This is a genomic window from Dietzia sp. NPDC055343 (assembly GCF_053645265.1).
In genome coordinates this window covers 95800-118904 of record NZ_JBSHMJ010000002.1, presented here as the reverse complement: position 1 = coordinate 118904, position 23105 = coordinate 95800, and the positions used below count along the sequence as shown (strand labels likewise).

General features: G+C 67.7%; 25 protein-coding genes. 15 read left to right on the top strand and 10 right to left on the bottom strand.

Going from position 1 to position 23105, the window contains the following annotated elements:
* Positions 1 to 81: 81 nt before the first annotated feature.
* On the bottom strand, positions 82 to 243 hold the full coding sequence (locus tag ACWIE7_RS01585) for a hypothetical protein (RefSeq protein ID WP_452100750.1): 162 nt from the start codon (positions 241 to 243) through the stop codon (positions 82 to 84).
* A gap of 206 nt (positions 244 to 449) precedes the next feature.
* On the opposite strand from ACWIE7_RS01585, the gene ACWIE7_RS01580 reads away from it, so the two are divergent.
* The 4 genes from ACWIE7_RS01580 (at position 450) to ACWIE7_RS01565 (ending at position 6918) form a co-directional block, all read left to right on the top strand.
* Entirely contained in the window at positions 450 to 890 is a 441-nt protein-coding gene (locus tag ACWIE7_RS01580) for a hypothetical protein (protein ID WP_452100751.1), read from the top strand.
* 49 nt (positions 891 to 939) lie between these two features.
* Positions 940 to 2529, top strand: coding sequence for an ABC transporter transmembrane domain-containing protein (locus tag ACWIE7_RS01575; protein WP_454068433.1), 1590 nt, complete (start codon positions 940 to 942; stop codon positions 2527 to 2529).
* Positions 2526 to 4409 carry an ABC transporter ATP-binding protein gene (locus tag ACWIE7_RS01570; protein ID WP_454068432.1) on the top strand — a complete coding sequence of 628 codons (1884 nt, stop codon included), beginning with the start codon at positions 2526 to 2528 and terminating at the stop codon, positions 4407 to 4409. Before ACWIE7_RS01575 ends, ACWIE7_RS01570 begins: the two co-directional genes overlap by 4 nt.
* 274 nt (positions 4410 to 4683) lie before the next feature.
* On the top strand, positions 4684 to 6918 hold the full coding sequence (locus ACWIE7_RS01565) for an NADP-dependent isocitrate dehydrogenase (RefSeq protein ID WP_454057508.1): 2235 nt from the start codon (positions 4684 to 4686) through the stop codon (positions 6916 to 6918).
* Between the two features lie 102 nt (positions 6919 to 7020).
* On the opposite strand, the gene ACWIE7_RS01560 is transcribed toward ACWIE7_RS01565, so the two are convergent.
* Positions 7021 to 7392: a carboxymuconolactone decarboxylase family protein gene (locus ACWIE7_RS01560; protein WP_454057509.1), complete on the bottom strand. Its 372-nt coding sequence runs from the start codon at positions 7390 to 7392 to the stop codon at positions 7021 to 7023.
* 170 nt (positions 7393 to 7562) lie between these two features.
* Here ACWIE7_RS01560 and ACWIE7_RS01555 point away from each other — a divergent pair, with 170 nt between their 5' ends.
* Both ACWIE7_RS01555 and ACWIE7_RS01550 read left to right on the top strand, forming a co-directional pair.
* Positions 7563 to 8057 carry a hypothetical protein gene (locus ACWIE7_RS01555; protein ID WP_452100755.1) on the top strand — a complete coding sequence of 165 codons (495 nt, stop codon included), beginning with the start codon at positions 7563 to 7565 and terminating at the stop codon, positions 8055 to 8057.
* A gap of 11 nt (positions 8058 to 8068) precedes the next feature.
* Positions 8069 to 9070 carry a hypothetical protein gene (locus tag ACWIE7_RS01550; RefSeq protein WP_454068431.1) on the top strand — a complete coding sequence of 334 codons (1002 nt, stop codon included), beginning with the start codon at positions 8069 to 8071 and terminating at the stop codon, positions 9068 to 9070.
* Positions 9071 to 9097: 27 nt separating this feature from the next.
* Here ACWIE7_RS01550 and ACWIE7_RS01545 read toward each other — a convergent pair whose 3' ends face one another.
* The 4 genes from ACWIE7_RS01545 to ACWIE7_RS01530 all read right to left on the bottom strand — a co-directional run bounded on the left by ACWIE7_RS01545 (position 9098) and on the right by ACWIE7_RS01530 (position 11827).
* Positions 9098 to 10027 (bottom strand): RluA family pseudouridine synthase, encoded by a 930-nt coding sequence (locus tag ACWIE7_RS01545; RefSeq protein ID WP_454068430.1) that lies wholly within the window; start codon positions 10025 to 10027, stop codon positions 9098 to 9100.
* Between the two features lie 294 nt (positions 10028 to 10321).
* Entirely contained in the window at positions 10322 to 10627 is a 306-nt protein-coding gene (locus tag ACWIE7_RS01540) for a monooxygenase (RefSeq protein ID WP_454068429.1), read from the bottom strand.
* 52 nt (positions 10628 to 10679) lie between these two features.
* A complete protein-coding gene (locus tag ACWIE7_RS01535; protein ID WP_454068467.1) occupies positions 10680 to 11276 on the bottom strand; it encodes a mismatch-specific DNA-glycosylase in 597 nt (198 codons plus the stop codon).
* A gap of 110 nt (positions 11277 to 11386) precedes the next feature.
* Complete coding sequence (locus ACWIE7_RS01530) at positions 11387 to 11827, bottom strand: YtoQ family protein (protein ID WP_454068428.1); 441 nt, start codon at positions 11825 to 11827, stop codon at positions 11387 to 11389.
* Positions 11828 to 12103: 276 nt separating this feature from the next.
* Here ACWIE7_RS01530 and arfB point away from each other — a divergent pair, with 276 nt between their 5' ends.
* On the top strand, positions 12104 to 12544 hold the full coding sequence (gene arfB, locus ACWIE7_RS01525) for an alternative ribosome rescue aminoacyl-tRNA hydrolase ArfB (protein ID WP_452100267.1): 441 nt from the start codon (positions 12104 to 12106) through the stop codon (positions 12542 to 12544).
* 80 nt (positions 12545 to 12624) lie between these two features.
* Here the strand turns inward: arfB and ACWIE7_RS01520 are convergent, their stop codons facing one another.
* Positions 12625 to 13572 (bottom strand): LysR family transcriptional regulator, encoded by a 948-nt coding sequence (locus ACWIE7_RS01520; RefSeq protein WP_454068427.1) that lies wholly within the window; start codon positions 13570 to 13572, stop codon positions 12625 to 12627.
* A gap of 125 nt (positions 13573 to 13697) precedes the next feature.
* Between ACWIE7_RS01520 and ACWIE7_RS01515 the strand changes: the two genes are divergently transcribed.
* Both ACWIE7_RS01515 and ACWIE7_RS01510 read left to right on the top strand, forming a co-directional pair.
* Positions 13698 to 14690 carry a putative oxygenase MesX gene (locus tag ACWIE7_RS01515; protein ID WP_454057513.1) on the top strand — a complete coding sequence of 331 codons (993 nt, stop codon included), beginning with the start codon at positions 13698 to 13700 and terminating at the stop codon, positions 14688 to 14690.
* Between the two features lie 20 nt (positions 14691 to 14710).
* Positions 14711 to 15763 carry a methionine synthase gene (locus ACWIE7_RS01510; protein ID WP_454057514.1) on the top strand — a complete coding sequence of 351 codons (1053 nt, stop codon included), beginning with the start codon at positions 14711 to 14713 and terminating at the stop codon, positions 15761 to 15763.
* A gap of 86 nt (positions 15764 to 15849) precedes the next feature.
* On the opposite strand, the gene ACWIE7_RS01505 is transcribed toward ACWIE7_RS01510, so the two are convergent.
* A complete protein-coding gene (locus ACWIE7_RS01505; protein ID WP_454068426.1) occupies positions 15850 to 16386 on the bottom strand; it encodes a dihydrofolate reductase family protein in 537 nt (178 codons plus the stop codon).
* Positions 16387 to 16538: 152 nt separating this feature from the next.
* Between ACWIE7_RS01505 and ACWIE7_RS01500 the strand changes: the two genes are divergently transcribed.
* Complete coding sequence (locus ACWIE7_RS01500) at positions 16539 to 16886, top strand: VOC family protein (protein WP_454057516.1); 348 nt, start codon at positions 16539 to 16541, stop codon at positions 16884 to 16886.
* Positions 16887 to 16895: 9 nt separating this feature from the next.
* Here ACWIE7_RS01500 and ychF read toward each other — a convergent pair whose 3' ends face one another.
* Positions 16896 to 17975 carry a redox-regulated ATPase YchF gene (gene ychF / locus ACWIE7_RS01495; RefSeq protein ID WP_454068425.1) on the bottom strand — a complete coding sequence of 360 codons (1080 nt, stop codon included), beginning with the start codon at positions 17973 to 17975 and terminating at the stop codon, positions 16896 to 16898.
* Positions 17976 to 18073: 98 nt separating this feature from the next.
* Between ychF and ACWIE7_RS01490 the strand changes: the two genes are divergently transcribed.
* Entirely contained in the window at positions 18074 to 19573 is a 1500-nt protein-coding gene (locus ACWIE7_RS01490) for an AI-2E family transporter (protein WP_454068424.1), read from the top strand.
* Positions 19574 to 19584: 11 nt separating this feature from the next.
* Entirely contained in the window at positions 19585 to 20073 is a 489-nt protein-coding gene (locus ACWIE7_RS01485) for a DUF6542 domain-containing protein (protein ID WP_454068423.1), read from the top strand.
* Between the two features lie 64 nt (positions 20074 to 20137).
* On the opposite strand, the gene ACWIE7_RS01480 is transcribed toward ACWIE7_RS01485, so the two are convergent.
* The gene (locus ACWIE7_RS01480; protein WP_230930621.1) at positions 20138 to 21124 is read right to left on the bottom strand and encodes a 4-hydroxy-3-methylbut-2-enyl diphosphate reductase; all 987 of its coding nucleotides are present in this window, start codon (positions 21122 to 21124) and stop codon (positions 20138 to 20140) included.
* A 71-nt stretch (positions 21125 to 21195) separates the two neighbouring features.
* On the opposite strand from ACWIE7_RS01480, the gene ACWIE7_RS01475 reads away from it, so the two are divergent.
* The 3 genes from ACWIE7_RS01475 to ACWIE7_RS01465 are packed head-to-tail and all read left to right on the top strand — an operon-like array spanning position 21196 to position 23095.
* Positions 21196 to 21546: a hypothetical protein gene (locus tag ACWIE7_RS01475; protein ID WP_452100276.1), complete on the top strand. Its 351-nt coding sequence runs from the start codon at positions 21196 to 21198 to the stop codon at positions 21544 to 21546.
* Entirely contained in the window at positions 21543 to 22862 is a 1320-nt protein-coding gene (gene xseA / locus ACWIE7_RS01470) for an exodeoxyribonuclease VII large subunit (RefSeq protein WP_454057518.1), read from the top strand. Before ACWIE7_RS01475 ends, xseA begins: the two co-directional genes overlap by 4 nt.
* A complete protein-coding gene (locus ACWIE7_RS01465; protein ID WP_452100278.1) occupies positions 22862 to 23095 on the top strand; it encodes an exodeoxyribonuclease VII small subunit in 234 nt (77 codons plus the stop codon). The genes xseA and ACWIE7_RS01465 overlap by 1 nt, the downstream gene beginning before the upstream one ends.
* Positions 23096 to 23105 lie beyond the last annotated feature (10 nt).

Genomic DNA, 23105 nt, shown 5'->3' with positions numbered 1-23105 from the left:
CTCCTCGCGGTGTCCGCGTCTGCACTCTGGGGCAGACCCTACGGGACCGACCCGCTGGACAACGGCGAAAAAAGTCTCGATTCAGGACGCTTCGATCTCGCCCACCACGTCATAGCGCAACCAGACACTGCCGTCGGAGAGCGGCTCTGCGGACCGGAACGCGAACTCGACGGGGGCGGGCTCCGCGTCGGCTGAGGATTGGAACAGCGGGGGCGTGTGCCCCTCGGCGTCCGCCGTGGGCATGAGAACGAGGCTGAACGGCTGAACCAGTCGGCGTCGGGCTGCGCGATGGAGTCACCCTCGGAACCGGCAGGCGAGACCGGGGGCGACGACGCGCGAGCGCAGCTCGTGGTTCCCGTGGATTGCGGCTTCCACAGGCGAGATCGCGAAATCCACTGATCGGCTTACAGGGGTGTTCCCGCCGGGTCATCGGATGAAGACTCGATCGCATGAGATTCGAAGAGCTTCCCGAGAACTGGAACACGATGCCCCTGGACGACGGGCCGCTCGCCGCCGGTGTCATAGACCTGGTGGTGGGTTACCGAGATCGGCTACGCAACTCCCTGCTCATCCTCCCGTGCGACGAGTACGACGTCGGCCTGCCCGCGCCCCTGCTGGCCGCGGACGCGGACTGGTCCGAACCCGCCTGCGACCGCCAGGAGTCCATGAGGATCCTCCCCGAGATCCCGGCCCCGAGCTTCGTCATCGCGCTCTCGGCGCGGCACCGACTGCCCGACCCGCTCGTACGGGGGTGGTTGAGATCGGTCGAGGACACCCTCGACGCCTCCGGGCAGTCGCTGCTCGCGTTCGGTGTCGCGTTTCTGGGCGGGGTCGAGATCGTGGGCGGTCGCGCGGCACACAACGGCAGTCTCGGCGCGAAGGCCGGGTAGGCGCTCGCGGGAGCAGGCGTCCCGGCGCGCGGCGGTAACATCGTCGGTGATGCCCGACAACTCTTCCGACACCGGGCGCGCGAGCACCGTCGACTACGCGGCGCTCCCCGGCCCGGGCGGGCACAGGTCGCTCATCCCGCCCGTCGACGCGCGCTGGTGGACTCTCAAGGTCGCACTCTCCCAGCGGCCGTGGAGCTTCCTCGCCTCCGGGGCGATGGCCGTGGCGTTCGTCTGCAACGGCATCACCCCGTTGGTCGTGGGCCGCGCCGTGGACGACGCCGTGGCGACCGCGTCGCTGGCCAGCCTGTGGTTCTGGATCGGCATGCTGGCGTGTGTGTTCGCGGTGGCGATCGCCGCGAACTGGACCGCGCGCTTCATGCTCGTGCGCAGCCAGCAACTGGTGAGCCACGACCTGCGCACGCTGGTGACCGACCGCATCCAGGACCCGCGCGGGTTCGCCGGACGGGAGCGCACGCCCGGCGGGCTGCTGTCCATCGCCTCCTCGGACACCACCCGGGTCGGCGACATCGTGATGATGACCGTCATGCCGGTGGCCGAGCTCGCCGCCATCGTCTACGGCGCGGCAGTGATGTTCACCATCAACCCGTGGCTGAGTCTGGCCACGCTCGTCGGCGGTCCACTGCTGGCCGTCGTGGCGCTCCGCGTAGCGCGGCCGCTGCAGACGCGGTCGGTCGCCCGGCAGCAGGCGATCGCCGAGGCCGCCGCCACCGCCACCGACGTGGTGCAGGGCCTACGCATCCTCAAGGGACTGGGTGCGATCGTGACCGTCCGGGGGCGCTACGACGCGGTGTCGGACTCCGCATACTCCAAGACCGTTCACGCCAATGGCGCCGAAGCCCGACTCAACGGGGCCACCGACGCCGCGGGCGCGCTGTTCGTCTCCAGCCTCGGCCTGGGGGCCGGCATTCTCGCGCTGGGCGAGCACATCACCGTCGGCGAACTGATCACCGTGGTGGGCCTGACGCAGTTCCTCGTCGTCCCCATGACCATGTTCGGTCGCAACCTCGCCTCGAGGTGGGCCTCGGCGGAGGCATCGGGCCAGCGGATCCGTGAGGTCCTCGGTGCGGGATTCGAGCGTCCCTCGGAGATCGAGAGCGGACGCGCCGATCACGTTATCGGCGCCCTGCCCACGGGCATCACCGTCGTCCACGGCTCGTACCCCGCCCTGGTGCACGACCTCGAGGCCCTGCCCCGCACCCGCGTGATCGTCGCCCCGCACGCCGCGGACCTGTTCGACGGCACCGTCTCCGACAACGTCCACCCGGACCGGTCCCGGGCCGAGCAGGCGCTCCACATCGCCGCCTGCGACGACATTCCCGAAGGCCCCGACAAACGCGTGGGCGAGAACGGCCGCATGCTGTCCGGTGGTCAGCGCCAGCGGGTCGCCCTGGCGCGCGCCCTGGCCGCCGCCTCCGAGGTGCTGGTGCTGCAGGACCCGACCACCGCGGTCGACTCGGTGACCGAGCAGACGATCGCCGACCAGGTGGCCCGGCATCGCACGGAGGCGATCACGCTCGTGTTCAGCGAGGCGCCGGCCTGGAGCGCCGTCGCGACGACGCACATGACCACGGAGGACCTGACCGGGCTCATCGGCGCCCTGACGGAGGTCGCCCGATGAGCGTCGCGAATGTTCCGCCTCCCCCGGCCAAGGGCGACACCGCCCTGCGATTCCCGCTGGCGACCGCCGGTCAGGTCCGCCGTGAGATGGGGGCCCAGCTCCGCCGTGTCAGGCATGCGCGTCCGGCGCTGCTGGCCGCGCTGATCCTGCTCAGCCTCGGAGCCTGGGCCACCGTCACGGTGCCCCGGGTGATGGGCCAGATCGTGGACCTGGTCACCGGCGCGTCATCCCGACCGTTCTGGCAACTCGGGGCCGTCCTCTTCGGCGCGGCGGTCGCCGGTGCGGTACTCAGCGCCTGCGGCTTCTACCTGGTCTCGCGGGTCGCCGAACGGGTGATCGCCAACCTGCGTCAGGACATGGTCGGTACTGCACTCGGCCTCCCCACCCACCGCGTCGAGGACGCCGGCTCCGGCGACCTCGTCAGCCGTTCCACGGACGACGTCTCCGAGCTGTCGTCCGCGGTGACCGAGACCATCCCGATCCTCACCAGCTCGGTGTTCACGTTGGCGGCGACGGTGATCGCGCTGTTCACGCTGGACTGGCAGTTCATCCTCATCCCGGTGGTGGTCGCGCCCGTCTACGTCCTGGCCGCCCGCTTGTACCTCCGTAAGGCACCGGGACGCTACGCCGACGAACGGGCGGCGATGGCCGACCGCGCCCACCGCGTCCTCGAGGCCATCCGGGGCCGGGCCACCGTGCGCGCGTTCTCGATGGAGGAGCGCATGCATCACGAGATCGCGAACGCCTCCTGGAGCGTGGTCACCAAGGGCATCCGGGCGCGCACCACGATGCTCATCCTCAACGTGTGGATGCTCGTCGCCGAGTTCCTCATGCTCTCGATCGCGCTTCTCCTGGGATACCACCTCGTCGGGGCCGGGGCGCTCACCGTGGGCGCGCTCGCCGGCGCGGTGCTCATGATCATCCGCCTGCGCGGGCCGTTGAATATGGTCATGCGGGTGCTCGATGTGGTCCAGTCCGGGTACGCCTCGCTGTCCCGCATCGTCGGCGTCGTGGCCGATCCGCCGGTCCCGCTCCCTGATGTCGGGGTCGGCGCCCCGATCGGCAGGGTGGAACTTCGCGGTGTCAGCTTCAGCTACGGCGGGCAGTGGGCGGTCCGGGACATCGACTTCGCCGTCGAACCCGGAACGACCGTGGCGATCGTCGGCGCCTCCGGGGCGGGAAAGACGACCGTCGCCGCGCTTCTCGCCGGGCTGCTCGTCCCGGACGAGGGCCAGGTCCTGGTCGACGGCTATCCGGTCTCGACACTGTCCGACCGCGAGCGGATCGCGCGCCTGGCCACCGTCAGCCAGGAGGTCCACGTGTTCTCCGGAACCCTCCGCCAGGACCTCACCCTGGCCAGGCCCGAGGCGGGCGACGACGAGCTGCTCACCGCCCTGGACCGCGTCCACGCCCGGGGGTGGTACGACCGGCTGCCCGATGGTCTCGACACCGTCGTCGGCGCTCGCGGGATCCAGCTCGACCCGGTGGCCGCCCAGCAGGTCGCCCTGGCCCGGGTTCTCCTCCTCGACCCGGCGATCGTCGTGATGGACGAGGCCACCGCGGAGGCCGGTTCGGCCGGCGCCGGGGCCCTCGAGGACGCCGCGGACGAGGTGACCCGCGACAGGTCCGCGGTGGTGGTCGCCCACCGCCTCGACCAGGCCTCGCGGGCCGACCGGATCCTCGTCATGGATTCCGGACGTATCGTCGAGGCCGGCACGCACGACCAGCTCCTCGCCCGGGACGGCATCTATCACCGTCTGTGGGGCGCGTGGTCTGCCGGCCGCCGCGCTGCGCACTCCCGGGACGCGCCCCCGCCGTCCACCACGACGGCGCCCTCGACGACGCGCACCGACGTCGGACGACGAATCGATCCAGGCTAATCAGCACTCGTCCACATCGCGGTCGTTCGCGTGCTCACGGGCGGGAAATCAGACACATACGGGGTGGCCGCGCGACGTTTCGACGCACGCGGGCGTGGAGTAGACCACACTGGACGGGGTACCGAGACGACCGCGACCAACAGCGATGTCGACCGAGTCCTCCGGGTCGCCGGGTGGCGTCTGCCACAACGTCGCGATACGGGGGATGATGGTGCCGCGAGATGACGACGTTCCACAAGAACAAGATCAGCACAAAACGAAAGAGTCGATACCTATGACCGATGGCAGACAGACGATCATCTACACCCTCACGGATGAGGCCCCCCGCCTGGCGACCGAGGCGTTCCTGCCCGTCGTCAGCACCTTCGCCGATGCCGCCGGAATCGATGTCACCACCAGCGACATCTCGGTGGCCGCGCGCATCCTCGGTGCGTTCCCCGAGCGACTCACCGATGAGCAGAAGGTGCAGGACAACCTGGCCGCGCTCGGTCGTCTGACCCAGGACCCGGACACCAACATCATCAAGCTGCCCAACATCAGCGCCTCCGTCCCGCAGCTCACCAAGGCGATCGCAGAGTTGCAGTCGCAGGGTTACGACATTCCCGACTTCCCGTGGGACCCGCAGACCGACGAGGAGAAGGAGACCGCCGAGCGGTACGCCGGCATCCTCGGAAGTGCGGTCAACCCGGTTCTTCGTCAGGGCAACTCCGACCGTCGCGCGCCGAAGGCCGTCAAGGAGTACGCCAAGGCCAACCCGCACTCCATGGGCAAGTGGTCCATGGCCTCGCAGACCCACGTCGCGCACATGACCCACGGCGACTTCTACGCCGGCGAGAAGTCGATCATTCTCGACCGCGACTGCGACGCCCGCATGGAGGTAGTGACGCCCGACGGGAAGACCGAGGTCCTCAAGACCGTGCCGCTGCGGGAGGGCACCGTCGTGGACTCCATGTTCATGAGCAAGAAGGCTCTGCTGGAGTTCTACGAGGAGCAGCTCAATGACGCCAAGGAGACCGGCGTCATGTTCTCGCTGCACGTCAAGGCCACCATGATGAAGGTGAGCCACCCGATCGTGTTCGGGCACGCCGTCCGCGTGTTCTACAAGGACGCCTTCGAAAAGTACGGCGAGCTGTTCGACGAGCTCGGCATCAACGTCAACAACGGCATGGGCGACCTGTACGCCAAGATCGACACCCTGCCCTCGGCCAAGAAGGAAGAGATCATCGAGGAGCTGCACCGCTGCCACGAGCAGCGGCCGGAGCTCGCGATGGTCGACTCGGCCCGCGGCATCTCCAACTTTCACTCCCCCTCGGATGTGATCGTCGACGCTTCCATGCCCGCGATGATCCGCATCGGTGGCAAAATGTACGGCGCCGACGGCCGCAAGAAGGACACCAAGGCGGTCATCCCGGAGTCCACGTTCGCGCGGATTTACCAGGAGATCATCAACTTCTGCAAGACCAACGGCGCGTTCGACCCCACCACTATGGGCACCGTGCCAAACGTCGGACTCATGGCGCAGAAGGCCGAGGAGTACGGCAGCCACGACAAGACCTTCGAGGTCGAGACCGGCGGCGTGGCCAACATCGTCGACGCCGCGACCGGTGAGGTCCTGGTCTCTCAGGAGGTCGAGGCCGGCGACATCTGGCGCATGTGCACTGTCAACGACGCGCCGATCCGTGACTGGGTCAAGCTCGCCGTGGACCGTGCCCGCGCCTCCGGCATGCCCGCCGTCTTCTGGCTCGACCCGTACCGGCCGCACGAGAACAACCTGATCACGCTGGTCAACAAGTACCTCCAGGATCACGACACCGAGGGCCTGGACATCCAGATCATGTCGCAGGTGCGCGCCATGCGTTACACCCTCGAGCGCGCGTGGCGCGGCCTGGACACCATCTCGGTGACCGGCAATATCCTGCGCGACTACCTCACGGACCTGTTCCCGATCCTCGAGCTGGGCACCAGTGCCAAGATGCTCTCGATCGTGCCGCTCATGGCCGGCGGTGGGCTCTACGAGACGGGCGCCGGCGGTTCCGCGCCGAAGCACGTCCAGCAGCTGGTAGAGGAGAACCACTTGCGCTGGGATTCGCTCGGGGAGTTCCTCGCGATCGGTGCGAGCCTCGACGACCTCGGTCGCAAATACGACAACCCGAAGGCCACCATCCTCGCCCAAGCGCTGGACACCGCGACCGGCAAGCTGCTGGAAAACGGCAAGTCGCCCTCGCGCGTGACCGGCGAGCTCGACAACCGGGGCAGCCAGTTCTGGCTGGCGTTGTACTGGGCGCAGGAGCTGGCGGCGCAGACCGAGGACGCCGAGCTCGCAGCGCGGTTCGCCCCGCTCGCCGAGAAGCTGGACGCCGACAAGGACACGATCCTCGAGGAGCTGACGGTCGTCCAGGGCCACGCGGTCGATCTCGGCGGTTACTACCAGCCCGACACCGAGAAGCTGAAGTCCGCGATGCGTCCGAGCAAGACGCTCAACGACCACCTCGACAGCGCCTTCGCCTGATCTCCCGCTGAACCCTCACTACCCACCGCGCCCCCGCCGGAGTGATCCGACGGGGGCGCGGTGTGTCGTGGGACGAGGAATACGACGACGACTCAGCTCATGTCACTCGCCGAACGCTGCGCTCAGGCACCGCATCGCAGCCAGGGTCTTGGGCACGCCGATGTACGGCATGAGGTGCACGAAACACTCGGCGACCTCTTCCTTGCTCATCCCGGCCACCTCGACCGCGGTCCGGATGTGCCCGGTCAGCTGGGGCTCGGTGCCGCCCATCGCCGCCAGGGCCGCCATGTTGAGCATCTGACGGTCGCGCAACTCGATCCCCGGCCGCTGGTAGGTGCCGCCGAACACCGCGCCCACCACCCAATCGGAGGCGCCCGGGGCGAACTCGTCCAACTGTTGCTTCCAGGCGGCGGCGCCCTCGGGCGACTGTGTCTCCTCGACGAACTGGTTGCCCTTGTCCATACTCAAATCCACGAGTGTCCTTCTCGACGATCGGAAAGTGCCTGGTCAGGCTAGCAGTCTTCCTACACTGCGGCAGGTGGTGAGCGAGCCGGGCCGAGCTGTCGGAGCGCTGTGCCATAGTTCAGTTCCGCGCGCCGGGCCCGGTCTTACAAGGGCCTGCGCCATCAAACCGAGGAGAGGCCATGCCCCGAACCCAGCCCGATCTCGACTCCGGCCTGTGCTGGCGTCTGCTGCTCGCCGCGGTGCAACTGCTTTATGAGCGTGGGCTGACCGGCCTTCGGGTTGTCCCCTCCATAGGTGCCGTCGGCTGGTGGCGGATTGAGATCACCACCGCAGCGAATCTGCGCTCTGGCGTGAACCTGCCGGCACGCGACGAGAATGCCGTCTTCCGGGCAACGGAAGGAGCCTTCCCGCGTGTGGGTGAGCTCGAGATCCTGCCCTCCACGACCGTGGACCAGGTTGCGGACGAGATCCTCCGCGAACTCGGCCCTCTCACAGGGGCCGGTTACTTCAACGACCGGGAGTATTGCGGTTGGTTCACCGGGATGTGCCGACAGGCGGAAGCCCTCGGCTCGCCGCCTTCCGCTTTCGATGAGTTCCACAACGGGTGGCGGTGCGGAGCATTCGACATCACCCCACCTCCCGGATGGGAGGCAGCACAATGGTCCGACGCGTGAAAGGTGCCGGCATGGCCAGAACGCTGGTGATGATCGGCGCAGCACTCCTGGCCGGGGGCTGCGCGGCCGGGCAGGCCGGTGATCAGAGCGAACAGCCCACCAGCCAGATCCCGAGTTCATCCGCTAGTCCCACCCTCACCACGACCGTCACCGCGGCATCCCCCTCGCGGAGCAACTTGACCAGCGTGGGCCCGGACGCCTTCGCCGCGCCGAGCAGCCCGGGCGTCTATGCGTGGAACTACTCCACGGGCGGCCGACACGTGGGACTGTGCGTTTCCGCAGGAGATACGGTGACCTGTACCGGGAGACCAGTCTCGGAGATACCGGATCTGACCGAGCACTTCCCCGGCCGTCCCGGCGCCGTCGAACTCGGCGTAGCAGGTCTGCGCTATACGTTTGTCGAGGGGGTGCCGCCGGTGTCCGCCCGGCTCGAGACCGGTCAGGCTGTAGAGATCGGCACTGTGCGGTGCGCCATGCCTGACGCGGCCACGCTCGAGTGTGGCTCCGGCAGCAACTCGTTCACGATCAGCGGCCCCGGCCGGGTCATCACCACCTCGGGTGCCATCCTCGGCGAGCGCGATACCTCGAACCACCCGGGCCCGGACTCCACGGGCACTTCGTCAGCCATCCCGGCACCGGTGGCACCCGCTGGCCAGCCGCGGGAATTCATCGGGGCCACGGGTCTGGTCAGCGGGGTTCGCACGTCTTCCGGTCACCTGGTGACCGCCTCCGTCCCGCCGTGTGACGGCAGGGGAATCCTCATCCTCGACTCGTTCGTCGAGACACCCCAGCCGCAGGCTGGGATCGCGGCCCTTCTTGACCGCCACCCGGGTGCTGAGTTCGCCACCCCGGGCCAGTGCCCGTCACTTCGCGCCGGTGTCGACGGAGCGCGCGTCTACCCGATCTATATGGACCACGCGCACGACACCGCGGAACTGTGCCGCGATAAGGCGGCTCGCGGCGGCAATGCGAGGTTGCTCACCACGTCGGCGGAGTACATCGATCCGTGCTGATGCCGCCGGTGGCCGCCGCCCGCGCGGCTAGATCCCCTTGTTGAGCAGCCGCTCCCACTTGCCGGGCATAGGCGCCGCCACCACGAGCTCTGTGCCATCGGGCAGTGGAATCACCATCTTCGTGGCGTGCAGGTGGAGGCCCCTTCCACCCCGCTCCTCCACCAGCGCGTTGAAGCGCAGGTCACCGTAGCGGTCATCTCCGGCGATCGGGTGCCCGGCATGCTGGAGATGGACGCGGATCTGATGCTTTCGTCCGGTGAGCAGCCGGACGTCCACGAGCGTGGCCCGGTTCCCCACCCTCCGGCGGACCTCGACATGTGTCTCGGCGCGCTGCCCGTTCGTGTGCACCACCACTTCGGCGGCCCGCCGCAGCAGCGGTGCGTCCAACGCCGTGACGTCCTCGGGCCAGCGGCCTGAGACGATCGCCAGGTAGTGTCGTTCGATCTCGTCCTCGCGGTCGCGGAGCATCTCGTGCAGATGCCGGAGCATCGAGTGGGTCTTGGCGAGGACGAGCACCCCGGAGGTATCCCGGTCCAACCTGTGCGCGAGTTCGAGTTCGGGCACGCCGGGTCGCAGGTGCCGGAGGGTCTCGATCACACCGGCGGGAACATCTGTCCCCCTGTGCACCGCCACTCCGGCTGGTTTGTCCACGATCAACAGGTCGGCGTCCTCGTAGAGAACGCACCTGCGCATCTGTTCCAGAAGTGCTGAGGGCGGCCTCGGTGAGACGGTGGCAGGGGCCTCCACATCGAGGGCGGGCACCTCGATCACGTCGCCTTTGACAAGACGGTAGTTCTGTTCGGTCCTACGACCGTTGACCCGGAGTCTGCCCTTGCGCAGCAGCTCGAACAGCAGGCCCGCCGGCACGCCTTTGAGGTGGGATCGCAGGAACTTGTCGAGTCTGCGGCCCGCGTGCTCGTCGTCGACGGTGATGGCGGCGGCCGGGCGCGAAACCATCGATTTTTCAGACCGGGATACCGACGCAGGCCTCGACGACTTCTTCCGGTGGGCGGGAGGCGGCCGCCCCGACGACCGGATCCGGTTGCGACCGACGTGCCCACCGGCCCCTGTGTGCGGGCGACGCCCTGCAGCTCTCCCCGCACCGGAATCGGACCCTCTGGCAGACACTCTGACTCCACGTGACACGAACAGCGACCGGACCTTGACACCTGAACTCCACCACACTCCTGCACGACCGGCCACTCGGTGTGCCCCGGGGCACGCAACAGGAACGGGCGCAGGAAGCGCCGGTCAGCCCAGAGAGGCGTGGTTCAGTGTGCTCAACTGCTCGTTGACGTCAGAGAACGTGGCGGTCACGTCCGTGATCCCGAACCCGGCAAGTCGCTCGGTGTGCATCCTGACGTAGGCCTCGGCGTTCTCGCGGGTGTCGAAGAGATAAATGCCCCCGGAGAGGTCGGCCGACTGGTCCTCGATCCAGAGCTTCCAGATGAATCCCGGCTCCTCGTTGATCGACTCCGCGAGCCCGCGGAACGCCTCCGCCATCTCCGCACCCCAGGGCCCCTGCATGGGGAAGTTCACCTGTACCACCACAGCCATCATCGACCTCCTGGTTTGCACCCGAACCTCAGGGTTACGCGTTGTGGATGGATCACCGATCCTCCCAGACCTGCCGCCAGTACCCGGCGAGTGAGTCGACGGTCTCGTGCGCGTTCAAGCCGCTCGGTTGGGGAACGACCCAGAGCGCGACCCCGTTTGGCCAGCCCCGAATCGCCGACGTGTCCTGCGGTCCCGTCGTCGCCCGCGGCTGCGCGAAGGAGATCCGGTAGGCGGTGATTCCCGCGACCGCCACGAGGTCGGGCCGTAGGTCGCGGACCCGCGAGATCAATCTTTCCCCCCCGGCGCGGAGCTCCTCGCGGCTGAGCTCGTCCGCTCTGGCGGTGGCACGACCCACCAGGTTGGTCACGCCGATGCCCCGCGACGTGAGCTGACGCTCGTCCGCGGCCGAGAGTCCGGCCGCGGCGTCCACGAGATGGTCGGTCAGGCCCGCTCGGTGAAGCGAGGGCCAGAAGCGGTTTCCCGGCCGGGCGAAAGGTGCGTTGACCGCCGCGGTCCACAGGCCCGGGTTGATCCCCGCAATGAGCAATCGGAGCCGCGCGGGGGCGGCGGGCAGTACATCGTCCATCGCGTGCGGATCGTCTGTGGCGAAGCGTGCCAGGTCCTCGCGCCCGGGCCTACCCCCGCCCATCGGAGAGGGGCGTCGTGGGACACCGGACGATGCTGCAGGTTCCGTCACGGGTGCGCAGCCTACTCGGCCGGGTGGCGCCTGTCTGCCCGGCCGAGCGGGCGGCGGTCCGATCAGGGCTTGAGGACGTACTTCAGGGTTTCCACCACCTGGTCGGTGGTCGTGCACCACGCCTGGGCTTCGGCGTCGACCTCCTTGAGTGGATGCACGATATCCGCGTCGTGGAGGGTCACGTAGGGCTTACCGAGGGCCGCACAGTAGCCGGCGTCGAATGCCGCATTCCACTGCTTGTACTTGTCGCCGAACCGCACCACGACCAGATCGCTCTGCTCGATCAACGTACGGGTACGGATGGCGTTGACCTTGGCGGACTGGTGGTCACGCCAGAACTGGCTACCGGTCTCGCCCAGGTGATCTCCGGCGGCGTCGCTGGCCGGGTGGTCGGTGACCGGGGCGGTGAACACGACGTTTAGCCCGGCGGCCTCTGCGCCGCGTCGGATCTCGTCACGCCACTCGGTGTGGATCTCGCCGGAGAGGTAGACGGAAAAACTCATATACTCAGACTCCTATATGGGAGTGACGTCGATTCTGGCCACTGCCTCTGAACGTCACTTGTACTGGACGCTAGCCGCTGACCTGCGCTCGATCGAATCGAGGCCCGTCAGCCGATCGTGTAGGTGAATCCCCGCTGGAATGTGCGGTCGCCACGGTCGGTCTCCGGTATAAGTGTCCGCTTGGCCGGCAGCGGTCCGGGCGACGGTAGGCGTGATCGAACTTCGACTGCCACCTGCGACCGACGGGAACCTCGAGAACCTCGGGACAATAGAACTATGGACGATCTGCTCATCCCTCTCGGCCCGGGTGCGCCTCATGGCCTCCGAGTGCCAGCAAATGAACTCGTCGAGCTGTTCTCCCGTTCCTCCGGCCCCGGCGGGCAGGGCGTCAACACCACCGATTCACGGGTCCAGCTCAGCCTCGATCTGGCCACCACCTCCGCCCTCGACGACGCGCAGCGATCTCGGGCGCTGCGCAATCTGGACGCCCGGCTTGACGGCACCGTGCTGACCGTCGCCGCCTCCGAGGAACGCTCCCAGAGGCGCAACCGAGCGGCGGCCCGTTCCCGCCTCTCCGAACTGCTGCGCGACGCCGTCGCCCCGGCCGTCCCGCGGCGCCCGACCCGCCCGACCAGGGGGTCACGGCGTCGCCGCCTGGAGGCGAAGACCCGACGCGGCGCGATCAAGGCGAACCGGCGCCGCCCCGATTCGGAGTAAGACCGCCGACGCCGCCAGTCACCTGCACACCGTTGGTTCATACGACGACGAGGTGATCACCACCGTCGGAACTGCGGCGTTCACCGCGAGTCGATCAGCTCGATTCCGTATGCCGCGACGACAGCCCGCACCTCGGCGAGGTAGCGCTGCGCCTGCCCGGTGAGCGGGATCCCGGAATGGCTGATCCAGCCGATCTCGATGCTCTCGTCCACCTCGAGCGGGATGGCGACGATCTCCGGGTCGAGGTCGTCACTGATGATGCCGGTCGAGATCGTGTAGCCGTCGAGTCCGATCATGAGGTTGAAGATGGTCGCGCGGTCGGAGACCCGGATCTCCCGCTTGCTCGACAGGGTGGAGAGGATCTCCTCGGCGAAGTAGAACGAGTTGTTCGCGCCCTGATCGAAAGTGAGCCGCGGCAGGTCAGCCAGATCGTCGAGTGTGACGCGATCCCGGGAGGCCAGCGGGTTCTGCCGGGAGATGAAGATGTGCGGTACCGCCGCGAAGAGCGGGTGAAAGACCAGCCCGGAATCCCGAAGGAGTTTGTCGATGACCTTGCGGTTGAAGTCGTTCCGGTAGAGAACGCCCACCTCGCTGCGGAGTGTGCGGACATCCTCGATGATGTCCCAGGTCCGGGTTTCGCGAAGCGAGAACTCGTACTGTTGAGCGTCGCCGGACCGCACCATCCGGATGAACGCCTCCACCACGAACGAGTAATGCTGCGCCGACACCCCGAGCAGCCGGCGGGACGGTGGCTGACCGAGGTATCGCTGCTCCAAGAGCGACATCTGTTCGACGACCTGCCGGGCGTAGCCGAGGAACTCCGCACCCTCGTCGGTCAGCGTCACCCCCCGGGCAGAACGAACGAGGAGGGTGCGCCCCACTCGGGATTCAAGGTCCTTCATCGCGGCAGACATGGTCGGCTGGGCGACGTAGAGCAACTCCGCAGCGCCGGTGATCGAGCCCTCCGCGGCGACCTCGATGAAGTAGTGCAGCTGCTGGAGTGTGATACCTCTGGATTTTCGATGCATAGCTACAGGCTATAGCGATCCATAGTAAACGCTAGTTACCCGATATCTGAACTGGGACTGCAGGATGGGGATACAGAATTTCCGTAGCGCCGAGCCCGGCCGACCAAGCCCTGAATTGGACGTACATGTCGAACGAACTCACGTTCAGCATCACCACCACCCGCTTCGACGAGAACTACTCGCCGTCGGAGAGCTCTCGGGCCACCACGAACTTCGCCAACCTGGCCCGGGGCGAGCACCGGCAGCAGAATCTCCGCCGAACCCTGTCGATGATCAACCACCGATTCAACGACCTCGCACGCCGGGATAATCCGACCGGGGACCGCTATTCGGTCGACCTCGAGATCGTTTCAGCGGACCTACAGTTCCATACGGCCGATGCCAATCACCGGTTCCCGCTGATCGAGGTGCTGGATATCCAGATCGTCGACCACCGGACCGGGCACCGCCTGCCGGGGATCGTGGGCAACAATTTCTCGTCCTACGTCCGCGACTACGACTTCAGCGTCCGGCTGCCGGCGGTCAACGAGGGAAGCTCCGAGTTCACCGTGCCCGGCGACTTCGGTGTCCTGCACGGCAAGCTGTTTCAGCATTTTCTCGACTCCGCGGCGTTCGGGGAACGATTCGAGGTGGATCCCGTGATCTGCATCAGCGTGTCGACGAGCAGGACCTATCGCCGGACCGGGAGCCACCACCCGACTCTCGGCGTGGAGTACCAGCAGGACGACTACTCGTTGACCGACGAGTACTTCCACAAGATGGGTCTCCAGGTCAGGTATTTCATGCCGCCCGGCGGGGTCGCCCCGCTCGCGTTCTATTTCCGCGGCGATCTGCTCAACGACTACTCGGACCTGCAGCTCATCGGCACGATCAGCGTCATGGAGACGTTCCAGAAGATCTATCGGCCAGAGATCTACAACGCGCACTCGGCCGCAACTGACGTTTACCGGCCGTCCTTGGATCAACAGGACTACTCGCGTACCCCCATTGTCTACGACCGCGACGAGCGCAGTCAGCTCGCGAAAAAACAGGGTGCGTACACGGAAGAACACTTCATCAAGCCGCACCGAGAACTCCTCGAGCAGTGGGCCTCCCGCAACCCCGTTCTCATCGGATGACCACCGGAGGAAAGTCGACCATGAACCGAACCCTGCCCACGTCCACCGTCGGCAGCCTGCCCAAGCCCTCGTGGCTAGCCCAGCCTGAAGTCCTCTGGTCGCCCTGGCGGTTGCAGGGCGACGAGTTGATCGAGGGCAAACAGGATGCACTTCGTATCGCGGCCCACGAACAGAGCAACCGCGGCATCGACATCGTCAGCGACGGCGAGCAGACCCGTCAGCACTTCGTGACGACCTTCATCGAGCATCTCGACGGCGTCGACTTCGAGCAGCGCGAGACCGTCCGGATCCGCAACCGCTACGACGCGAGCGTGCCCACAGTGATCGGCGACGTGAGCCGCTCAAAGCCGGTGTTCGTCGACGACGCGAGGTTCCTCCGGCAGCAGACGGATAAGCCGATCAAGTGGGCGCTCCCCGGCCCCATGACGATGATCGACACGCTCTACGACGGCCACTACAAGAGCCGAGAGAAGTTGGCGTGGGAGTTCGCGACGATCCTCAACCAGGAGGCCCGCGATCTCGAGGCCGCGGGGGTCGACATCATCCAGTTCGACGAGCCCGCGTTCAACGTCTACTTCGACGAGATGAAGGACTGGGGCGTGGCGGCACTGGAACGAGCAGCCGAGGGACTACGCGCGGAGACCGCGGTACACATCTGCTACGGCTACGGGATCAAGGCCAACACCGACTGGAAGGCCTCCCTCGGGTCGGAATGGCGACAGTATGAGGAGTCGTTTCCCCTCCTGCAGCAATCCAGCATCGACATCATCTCGCTGGAGTGCCACAACTCTCGTGTCCCGATTGACCTCGTCGAGCTCGTCCGGGGCAAGAAGGTCATGCTCGGGGCGATCGACGTGGCAGACGAGCGGGTCGAGACCCCGCAGGAAGTCGCCGCCACTCTCCGGCGGGCACTCGAGTTCGTCGACGCGGACAAACTCCTGCCGAGCACGAACTGCGGGATGGCGCCCTTCCCCCGGGACATCGCGCTCGCGAAGTTGAGCGCGCTCAGCGCGGGAGCACACATCGTTCGCGAGGAGATTTCTGCCGCGTCCCTGACCGAGGCAGTGAGGTAGCTAGGGTTCAGTCATCCGGATCCCGGGCGACCCCGTGGCACAGCTCGCGCGTTCATCACGTCAGCTGGGCTCGACCGCGCGCGTTTTCAAGGGCTTGTCAGTGGCCCCTGGACGTCGTACCGGACCACCACGAAGTCACGGTTCCGCTCGCACCCCTTGAGTTCGAGATCGAAGGCACCGCCGAACAGCGGCTTTCCCGAACCGAGGGTCACGGGCGCGATCGAGACCACCACCTCGTCGAGCATCCCGGCCCCGGCGAATTCGGCCGCGATGCCACCACCCCCCATCACCCACACATCGCGGCCGCCGGCCGCGGATTCAAGAGCCCCGCGATGATCCGCAGGGTCCCCGGCGACGAAGGAAACATGCTCGTTCACCGCCTCCAGACTGCGGTGGGTGAACACGAAGGTGGGGATCTCCGGCAGCCACTCACGGTCGTGCTGAAGCACCCACATATACGTGGACGAGCCCATGACCTGGGCCCCCAAATCGACGAGGAACGCCGCGATGCTGTCCGGCCCGTTCTCGTCGATATCGTGTTTGAACAGCCAGTCCAGGGAGTGCTCATCGTCGGCCAGAAACCCATCGAGGGTCGAGGCTGTGAAGTAGCGGTAGCGGGTCATGGAAGCCCTCCTGAGGCGCGGCGGTTCCGCGTGATCGGATCCGGATCGAGGTGCGCGATGTCCCGGTTACTGCATGGTAAACCGGCATCCCACCGAGCCCCGGCACACACCATTCTCTTGTGCGGCGAATCGCAGGGGGCGATGGTGCTGTCATGAGCATCGAACGAATCGTTCCCGATCTGACGGTCACAGACCTCGGACGGGCGGTCAATGAACACGTCACGGTACTAGGGCTCGAAGTCGTCATGGACCACGGGTGGATCGTCACGCTGGCTGACTCTGCAGGCCATCAGCTGAGCCTGATCACCGCCGATGACACAGCTCCCGAGAACCCCGACGTCTCCGTCTTCGTGGATGACGTCCAGACCGCGTACGACCGCACCGTGGCTGCAGGTCTCGAGATCGTGCACCCTCTCACGACAGAAGAATGGGGCGTCGCCCGGTTCTTCTACCGCGACGCGTCAGGCAATGTGATCAACGTCGGCACGCATGCTCGGTGACCGCCCGACTCACACGTTGAACCGGAACTCCACCACGTCTCCGTCGACCATCACGTAGTCCTTGCCCTCCATACGGACCTTGCCGGCGGCCTTCGCAGCAGCCATGGAACCGTGCTCGTCGAGGTCGGAAAACGACACGATCTCGGCCTTGATGAAGCCCTTCTCGAAGTCGGTGTGGATCACGCCGGCCGCCTTGGGCGCGGTGTCGCCCTTGCGAATGGTCCAGGCGCGCGACTCCTTGGGGCCGGCGGTGAGGTAGGTCTGCAACCCGAGGGTGTGGAACCCGGCGCGGGCGAGCGCGGCGAGGCCGGGCTCGGTCTGGCCGATCGACTCGAGGAGCTCCATGGCGTCGTCCTCGTCGAGCTCGAGCAGCTCGGCCTCGACCTTGGCGTCGAGGAACACGGCGTCGGCCGGCGCCACGGCGGCGGTCAGCTCGGCCTTGCGCTCGTCGCTGGTCAGCACCGCCTCGTCGGCGTTGAACACATACAGGAACGGCTTCGCCGTCATGAGGTGCAGGTCGCGCAGCAGTCCGCGGTCGATCTCGTCCTGCGCCTTGAACAGGGTCCGGCCGTCCTCGAGCACGGCCTGCGCCTTGCGGACCTCGTCCAGAACCGGCGCGAGTGACTTGTCCTTGCGGGAGTCCTTCTCCAGACGCGGGATGGCCTTCTCGACCGTCTCGAGATCCGCGAGGATCAGCTCGGTGGCGATCACCTCGATGTCGGACATCGGGTCGACCTTGCCGTCGACGTGGATGACGTCCGGGTCGTCGAACACCCGCACCACCTGGCAGATGGCGTCGGCCTCGCGGATGTTGGCGAGGAACTTGTTGCCCATCCCCTCACCGGTGCTCGCACCCTTGACGATGCCGGCGATGTCCACGAAGGACACCACGGCCGGCAGGATCCGCTCCGAGCCGAAGATCTCGGCCAGGCGGTTCAGCCGCGGATCGGGCAGGTCCACGACGCCGACGTTGGGTTCGATCGTGGCGAACGGATAGTTCGCCGCGAGTACGTCGTTGTTCGTCAGGGCATTGAACAGGGTCGACTTCCCGACGTTGGGCAGTCCGACGATTCCGAGGGTGAGGCTCACGGGACCCGAGTCTACGTCCCACTCCCCTGCCGGCCCGCCTCGCCACCCACGCCGGTGTCCGGCAGCACACCGCCGCTCCCTCTGACATCATGAACCCCATGAGTGACGAGCCGGTACGTCCGCCCACGCAGGACTCCGACGACCAGCATGTCGACCGTTCAGTACTACTCGGGATCGGGGGCCGCTGGCTCACGGACTGGGCACTGCGCCTGGCCATCGTCCTGGTGGCCGGTTGGCTGCTGTCCCGGGTCGGCGGCGCCCTGTGGGTCGGCATTCTGCCGATCCTGCTGGCGCTCATCGTCGCCACCGTGCTGTGGCCGCCGACGGGCTGGATGACGAGACACCACGTCCCCAAGTCCCTCGCCGCGCTCATCTCGATCCTCGGATCGCTGGGCGTCGTCGCCGGAGTGATCGCCCTCATCGCGCCGTCGATCGTCGAGCAGAGCGTCCAGCTGGCCGACCAGACGTCGGAGGCGATCGGCACGGTGCAGGACTGGCTGCGCGGGCCCCCGCTCAACATCCGGGACGAGCAGCTCGACGGGGTTCTCAACCAGCTCAGCACCACCCTTCAGGACCGCGGTGACCAGATCGCCAACGGCGTGTTCACCGGTGTGAGCGCCGTCGGCTCGCTCGTCGTCACCGTCGTCATGGTCCTGGTCCTCACGTTCTTCTTCATCAAGGATGGGCCGCGGTTCCTGCCGTTGGTGCGCCGGGTCGCGGGCCGCAACGCGGGCCGTCACCTCACCGAGGTGCTTACCCGCAGCTGGAACACCCTGGGCGGGTACATCCGTACCCAGGCGATCGTCTCGTTCGTCGACGCGGCGCTCATCGGACTCGCGCTGGTGATCCTCGGCGTGCCGCTGGCGTGGGCGCTGGCGGTCATCACGTTCATCGCCGGCTTCATCCCCATCGTGGGTGCGTTCACGGCCGGCGCGCTCGCGGTGCTCATCGCGCTGGTGGCCAACGGTTTGACCACGGCGATCATCGTGCTCGTCGTGATCATCGCGGTGCAGCAGCTGGAGGGCAACGTGCTCCAGCCGATCCTGCAGTCCCGCGCCATGAACCTGCACCCGGTCGTGGTCCTGCTGGGCGTCGCGGCGGGTGGCACCCTGTTCGGCATCATCGGCGCGTTCCTCGCCGTGCCCGTGCTGGCGGTGGTCGCGGTGATCCTGAGGTACCTCGGCGAGCAGATCGACCTGCGCACGGGCGACGTCACGGCATCGGATCTGGCCTCCGCGACGGATGAGGGCCGACTCACGGCGTGGCTCGGCGAGATGTCCAGCTCGCGGTTCGCTCCGCTGCGCAAGAGCAGCAGCGCGATCATGGCCGGGATGATCGACGAGAAGCCCCACATCGCCGCGACGGGAACCGCGGGCGGGCGCGTCGCCACGGGCACCGGCGAAAGTGTCGGGGACGACGACGACAACGCCGCCACCGCTCCCGGCGGCGACGATCTGGTGCCGACACAGGGTGAGCTTCCCGAGCCCGGCCCGGTCGATCCGGACGCCGTGACCGGTAACCGCCCGTCGCCCGCGGAGCAGAAGCTGAACCCGCTGCGCCGCTTCGGTCGATTCCTCGCTCGCAGGCTCGAGGGTTAGAGTCTTGTCCCGTGAGTAGACGCAGGAGTGGACGGGTGCCGGCGGACGAGAGGTCCGTCGTGTCCTCGATGCGTGGACTGCCCGCGTGGACTGCGGTCCTGCTGACGGTGGCCATCTCGCTGACCGGGGTGGCGATCGATTCGCTCTCCGGTGAGCTCGGTGCGGCGTTCACCGTCTTGTTCTTCGTCGGCTGCGTCCTCGCGGTGCTGATGGTCTCGCGCCGTTCGCTGTTCGTCGCCGGCGTGCAGCCGCCGATCGTGATGGCGGTCCTGGTGCCGCTGGTCTACGTGATCGCCGGCGTGGGCGGGGGCTCGGGGCTGTTCTCCCGCACCCAGATCATCTCGATCGGCCTGCCCCTGGCCACCCGGTTTCCCCTGATGATCACCACCACCGTCGTGGTGATCGCGCTCGCGCTGATCCGCGCGTACGTCCTGGAGCCACGGAACTCGCGACCCGTCGCGCGTCCCCAGCGGAGCGCCCCGGCACACGCCCGCCGCTGAGGCCGGGCGCGCCCGGGGCGCGTGGTGTTGGTGGGGCCGATCGGCCCCCGCGGGAAGAACCCGATCAGGCCTTGTTCTTCTCGGTGATCCGGAGCTCGCGCGGCAGCGCGAACGTGATCGTCTCCTGCGCGGTACGTACGGTGTCGACGTCGTTGTAGCCGTGCTCGGCGAGCAGGTCCACCACGCCGCGCACGAGGATCTCGGGCACCGAGGCGCCTGAGGTGACACCCACGGTGGTCACTCCCTCGAGCCACGACAGGTCGATCTCCTTGGCGTAGTCCACCAGGTGCGCGTCGCGCGCGCCGGCCTGGAGGGCCACCTCGACGAGTCGAACCGAGTTGGAGGAGTTCGTCGACCCCACCACGATCACCAGGTCACAGTCGGGGGCCATCGCCTTGACCGCGCTCTGCCGGTTCTGCGTGGCGTAACAGATGTCGTCCGACGGCGGATCGATGAGCGTGGGGTACTTCGCCTTGAGGCGACGCACTGTCTCCATGGTCTCGTCCACGCTCAGCGTGGTCTGGGAGAGCCAGATGAGCTTCTCCGTGTCGACCGGCACGTCCAGGGCGTCCACGGAATCGGGTCCGTCGACCAGGGTCACCACGTCGGGTGCCTCACCCGCGGTGCCCTCGACCTCCTCGTGCCCCTCGTGGCCCACGAGGAGGATCTGGTAGCCCTCGCGGGCGAAGCGCTTGACCTCGGTGTGCACCTTGGTCACCAACGGGCAGGTGGCATCGAAGGTGCGGAGCTCCAGACTCTTGGCGCTATCGCGGACGGCGGGGGAAACGCCGTGTGCGGAGAACACTAGGTTGGCTCCGCGGGGGACCTCATCGGTCTCGTCGACGAAGATCACGCCACGGTCGGTGAACTGCTCCACCACGTACTTGTTGTGGACGATCTCCTTGCGCATGTACAGCGGGGCACCGTGCTTCTCCAGTGCCTTCTCCACGGTCTCGACGGCCCGGTCGACACCGGCACAGTAGCCACGCGGTTCCGCGAGAAGCACTCGCTTGGTTGCCGGTTCGGCGATCATGTCGGTCTGCTCGGTCATGACCCCAGGGTACGGTTCATACTGGATTTCGACCATTACGTCTCCGGGCCTCCCCCGGCAGGAAGGTTCGCATGCTCCGCCCCCTGTTCCTCACCCGTGCCACGATCGGCCTCGCCGCCACCGCGGTGGAGGGTGTCGTGGCGCTGCCAGGTCGTGCGGCGGACGCGGTGTCCACGATTCCCGGCGTCCCGGTCAAGCTCGCCGGCTCCCTCGTCCAGTCGTACCTCCACGCAGGTCAGCGGCTCACCGATCTCGCGGTCAAGGGTGACCGGGTGATCGCGGCAGTGTTTCCCGCGCGCACCGACCAGCCCGAGTGGGCGACGTTCGACGAGGACCTCGTGACCGACGATCCGATGACCGGCGAGGCGGATGCGGGTGGCGCCGACGTCCCGTCCGGCCGCGTCTCCCCCCGGCACCCGTGAGCGGCTCGGCACCCGGGGCCAAGAGCAGCCCGGAACAGCCGTGGCCGGTGCGGGTCGTCTCCGACCAGATCGCCGCGTGGATCCACCGGCTGGGCGCGGTCTGGGTCGAGGGCCAGATCACCCAGTTGAGTCTGCGCCCGGGCACACGCACCGCGTTCCTGACGCTCCGGGACCCGTCGGTCGACAACTCGTTGACCCTCACCTGCCCGCCTCGCCTCATCTCCGAGGCGCCGGTGCCGGTCACCGAGGGCAGCCGGGTCGTGATCCGCGGCACCCCGCGCTTCTACACTGGTCGCGGCTCATTCTCGTTGCAGGTCTCGGAGATCCGTCCGGTCGGCGTGGGCGAGCTGCTCGCCCGGATCGAGCGGCTCAAGCAGGCCCTGTCCGCCGAGGGGCTGTTCGATCCGCGTCTGAAGCGCCCGCTGCCGTTCCTGCCCGCCTGCGTGGGTCTGATCACCGGACGCGCGAGTGCCGCCGAGCGCGATGTCGTGGAGGTGGCCCGGGGTCGCTGGCCCGACGTCCGGTTCGCGGTCCGCAACACCGCCGTCCAGGGCGTCTCGGCGGTGCCCCAGATCCTCGATGCGCTGGCGGAGCTCGATGCCGACCCCGTCGTCGACGTCATCATCCTCGCGCGCGGCGGCGGCTCCGTCGAGGACCTCCTGCCGTTCTCCGACGAGGCGCTGATCCGTGCCATCTCCACGTGCCGCACGCCGGTGGTCAGCGCGATCGGCCACGAGCCGGACTCCCCCCTGTCCGATCTGGTGGCCGACCTGCGCGCCGCAACGCCCACCGACGCGGCCAAGCGGGTCGTTCCCGACGTGGTCGAGGAGCGGCGCCGCATCGCCGAGGCGCGCGCCCGTACCGCGCGGGCCCTGCGCGCCTGGGTGGACCGCGAGCAGCACCAGCTCACCGCGGTGCGTTCCCGCCCCTGCATGGCCAACCCGCACGGACTCGTGGACTCGCGAGCCGAGATCGTGGCCGAGGCACTACGCGCCGCCCGCCGCGACATCACCCGCATCATCGACTCGGAGTCCACGTCGCTGGGCCACCTGTCAGCGCGATTGACCACCCTGGGCCCGGCGGCCACGCTCGCTCGGGGCTACGCGGTAGTGCAGTCCGTGGCGGGCCCGAACGACGGCCGAGTGGTCTCGTCCATCGCCGACGCCCCGCCCGGCTCGCAGCTGCGCATCCGGGTCTCCGACGGCGCACTCTCCGCCGCGGTGCTCGGCGCCACCCCGGCCGCCGGCCGTCCCACCCGGGCACCGGATCCCGACCCCACCTCGCCCACCTCCCCCACCTCCGAGGAGCAGTCCTGATGTCCGACGAACAGATCCCCGTCTCCGAACTCGGATACGAGAAGGCCCGCGACGAACTGATCGAGGTGGTGCGGATCCTCGAGGCCGGCGGACAGGATCTCGACTCGTCGCTGGCGCTGTGGGAGCGGGGCGAGGAGCTCGCCGCGCGGTGCACCGAGCACCTGGACGGCGCGCGCAAGCGCATCGACGCGGTTCTGGGCGAGGACGACGGAGCCGACGCCGACCGCGGCTGAAGCTGGCGGC